Origin of the sequence: Rhodopirellula maiorica SM1 (genome assembly GCF_000346295.1) — a bacterium.
GTDB classification, from domain to species: domain Bacteria; phylum Planctomycetota; class Planctomycetia; order Pirellulales; family Pirellulaceae; genus Novipirellula; species Novipirellula maiorica.
The window spans coordinates 1-3005 of sequence record NZ_ANOG01001122.1; the positions used below are offsets into that span (position 1 = coordinate 1).

General features: G+C 56.3%; 3 protein-coding genes. 1 reads left to right on the plus strand and 2 read right to left on the minus strand.

The annotated features are described in order from the left end of the window. Positions 1–2: 2 nt before the first annotated feature. Positions 3–1232, plus strand: a complete 1230-nt coding sequence (locus tag RMSM_RS35980; protein ID WP_085980648.1) for a porin — start codon at positions 3–5, stop codon at positions 1230–1232. A 233-nt stretch (positions 1233–1465) separates the two neighbouring features. Here RMSM_RS35980 and RMSM_RS35985 read toward each other — a convergent pair whose 3' ends face one another. Both RMSM_RS35985 and RMSM_RS35990 read right to left on the minus strand, forming a co-directional pair. Then, positions 1466–1717, minus strand: a complete 252-nt coding sequence (locus RMSM_RS35985) for a (2Fe-2S)-binding protein (protein WP_008709714.1) — start codon at positions 1715–1717, stop codon at positions 1466–1468. After that, a complete protein-coding gene (locus tag RMSM_RS35990; RefSeq protein ID WP_008709716.1) occupies positions 1707–2885 on the minus strand; it encodes a M20/M25/M40 family metallo-hydrolase in 1179 nt (392 codons plus the stop codon). Before RMSM_RS35990 ends, RMSM_RS35985 begins: the two co-directional genes overlap by 11 nt. Positions 2886–3005 lie beyond the last annotated feature (120 nt).

Consider the following 3005-nt stretch of genomic DNA (forward strand, 5'->3'; position numbering starts at 1 on the left):
AAATCAACTTGGTTTCGCACTGTGCCGAAAAAGGCTGCGATTGTGGCGAACCAGTTTGCGGTTGCGAGCCCGTAGCTCCCACTTGTGATACCGGCATCTGTGATGGCGGATGCGACGGTGGTTGCGATTCGGCTGGCTGCGGATGTGGATCGGGATCCGGATGTGGCATCGACAGCCTCTTGAGCTGTGGCGATTGCTGCTTGGGCGACCCGTGGACCCTGTTCGGCGAGCACGATGGTTGGTCCGCTGGCGGTTGGGTGCAAATGGGCTACCACAGCGACGCGTTGCCTTTGTTCAACAGCCGTCCCGATGAATTGCAATTGCACCAAGCTTGGTTGTACGCCGAGAAAGCAATCGACACCTCTTGCGGTTTCGATATCGGTGGTCGCATCGATTATCTATACGGTACCGACTCGCAAGACACGCAAGCGTTCGGGATCGACAACGATCACTGGGACAATGGCTGGGATCACGGACCTGACTACGGTCACGCGATGCCTCAGTTGTACATGGAAGCTGGTTACGGCGACTTGTCGGTCAAAGTCGGTCACTTCTACACCATCATCGGATGGGAAGTGGTTCAAGCGACTGGCAACTTCTTCTACAGCCACGCTTACACGATGTACAACAGCGAGCCATTTACGCACACCGGTGCTTTGGCTACTTACAACGTCAGCGACGATGTCACCGCCTACGGTGGATACGTCATGGGTTGGGATAGCGGTTTCGAAGACAACGGCGACGCGTTCCTCGGCGGATTGTCGGTTGGTTTGACCGATGATTTGACCGTCACTTACGCTACCGTCGGCGGTGTTTTCGCCAACAACCAAAACGCATACGAGAAGGGCTACATGCACTCGATCGTTGCTGACTTGGCTCTGTCGGACAACCTTCAGTACATCTTCCAAAGCGACCTGCTTGATACCGAAAATCGTGCCGGAGCAACCGCTCGCGAAACGTTCGACATCAACCAATACTTGATCTACTCGATCAATGATTGCTGGTCCTACGGAACTCGTTTCGAATGGTACGATGCTGATTCGGGTGTCTTGGCTGGTAACGACGTTGACGTCTACGCGTTGACCGCCGGTGTGAACTACAAGCCACACGCCAACGTCACGATTCGTCCCGAAATTCGCTACGACTGGGTCGAAGGAAATCCTGCGGGAATTCTTGAGAACGGTGACGACGAGCAAACGACCTTCGGTGTTGACTCGATCTTCACATTCTAAGCTTCGTGTAAACGAGCAACGAATCGTGTAAGCGAATCGCAGAGATAAGAAAGACCCGGTCGCCCTTGAAAAAAGGCGGCCGGGTTTTCTTTTTGGCCTCGTGCTGTGTTACCGCAAAGAAGCTAGCGGTCGCGGCTGTAGCAGAATCCGCGGGCGATTTCACGGTGTGGATCGAAACTTTCCTGCGAGTTCCACTACCCCCAAAATGAAGCGACTACGCATACACTCGCGATCTAGCTCGACTTGTGCTTGCGGTACTCCGCACGCTGTTGCGAGTAATCTTCGGGCCCCGGCAAATTGACCGCTTCCGGATTGGCTTCCTCCATCAGCTTTCGCAAAAACGGGCGGCACCAACCGCAGCCGGTGCCCGCACCAAAACATTCCGAAAGCTGGCTTGCCCGCTTGGGTTTCTGAACGCGAATGAACTGAACGACCTTGCGGCGTGTGACGTGAAAACACAAGCACAGTTCGTCATCATCCTGCACTTTCGGCTCCTTCGGTAATCAGCCAGGTCGCGATACGACAGGCATCGAGGTAGTCGGCGATCTCGAGACGTTCATCAATTGTATGAATGTTTTGCTGGCCGCAACCCAGTGTGACCGCTTCGACGCCATGACGATACAACCAATTGGCATCGAGTCCGCCGTTGGCGACGTCGCAGCGGGGCGTCCGTCCCACCTTGGAAATCGCGTCGTTGGCTGCCTGGACTGATGGGTGGTCCTCGCCTAACCGGAACGCTTCGTAATCGACTTGGGTTGTGAATTCCATTTTTCCACAAATTCCCGATTCGGTACTGACACTTTCGGCAGCCGTTTGGAATGCCTGACGCATCTCGTCAACAATCCGTGTCCGCATCTCGGCGTCGTGGCTTCGCGCTTCGGCACGCAGCGTCACCACCGGGGTGATTACGTTGGTCGCATCACCCCCTTGGATAACGCCGACATTCGCGGTCCCGCTGCGGCCGTCCTTTTCGATTTTGCCGAGCCATCCTCGTTGATCCAAGTCGGCGATCGCTTTGGATGCCATTACGATCGCACTGGCACCTTGCTGAGGTGCGACTCCGGCGTGAGCGGGCGTGCCCAAGATTTTGATGGTGATCCGCTCGCCACCCACTGCTCCGATGGTGACTTTCTCGGGGGCTCCGCCATCGAAGTTGAATGCGCGGTCGACATCGCCCACCAGCGACACATCCAATTGCCTCGCCCCGTGCAGTCCGATTTCTTCTTGGACAAAAAAGCCGATGACGGCGGGAGGGAAATTTTCGTCGCCCCGTTTCAATCGCTCCAACGCCGCCGTCAAAATCGCCGCACACCCACTGCGATCGTCTGCCCCGAGTCCTGTCGCCGCACTGCTTCGCACTTGACCGCCGTCGACCACCGGTTGGCTGCCGACACAAATCGGAACCGTATCCATGTGCGCCGACAACATCGTTTTCGGCCCTCTGCCATTTCCTGGCAGCGTGACAATCAGATTGCCACAATTTCCTTTCAAATTCGTTCGCGTTTCGGCACCGTCGAATTGGATCTGCGAATCGGGGACTCCCGCTTCCTTGAAAACGCGGACCAGGTAGTCGGCGACGGCTCGTTCGTCGCCACTGAGTCCGGAAATCGCGGCTAATTCGAGGAATCGGTCCAGTGTCTTGTCGGCATCCATGGGGCTCTCTCTGTGGTGGGGCGTGACGTTGATGCCAACTACATTGGCATTAATCGGGTGGTTTTTATAGCGGAGCGGCGCGAGCCGCCCGGTCGAAATCGAGCGTTTTCCCCGCTACGA